This is a genomic window from Vibrio sp. 10N.222.55.C7, from assembly GCF_041473335.1.
Taxonomy (GTDB): Bacteria; Pseudomonadota; Gammaproteobacteria; order Enterobacterales; family Vibrionaceae; genus Vibrio; species Vibrio crassostreae_C.
The window spans coordinates 1,498-1,751 of the sequence record NZ_JBFRSC010000059.1 but is presented as its reverse complement, the minus strand read 5'-3'; the positions used below and the strand labels follow the sequence as shown (position 1 = coordinate 1,751).

Below are 254 nucleotides of genomic sequence, written 5' to 3'. Positions count from 1 at the left end.
GGCGTTGTTGCCTAAATTAGTTGAACCTTTTCCAAGTCCTGTGATCTGATCATTTGAAACGATTGGAATGGTGGTGATATGGGTAAAGCAAACAAGAAGATAACTAACTGGACGGAGTACAATAAGGCTCTTTGTAAACGTGGTTCGGTTACATTCTGGATAGATGATTCAGCCGTAGATGCATGGCGATGCAAAACTCATCATGGTAAGCGTGGGAGAGGCTTTCAGTACTCTGATACAGCGATTGAAACCGC

1 protein-coding gene is annotated in these 254 nt (G+C 43.3%); it reads left to right on the top strand.

The window, feature by feature from the left end; all coding sequences use genetic code 11:
* Positions 1 to 78: 78 nt before the first annotated feature.
* Positions 79 to 254: transposase (locus tag AB4482_RS19970; RefSeq protein WP_372181492.1), on the top strand; the 176-nt coding region annotated here is incomplete at its 3' end.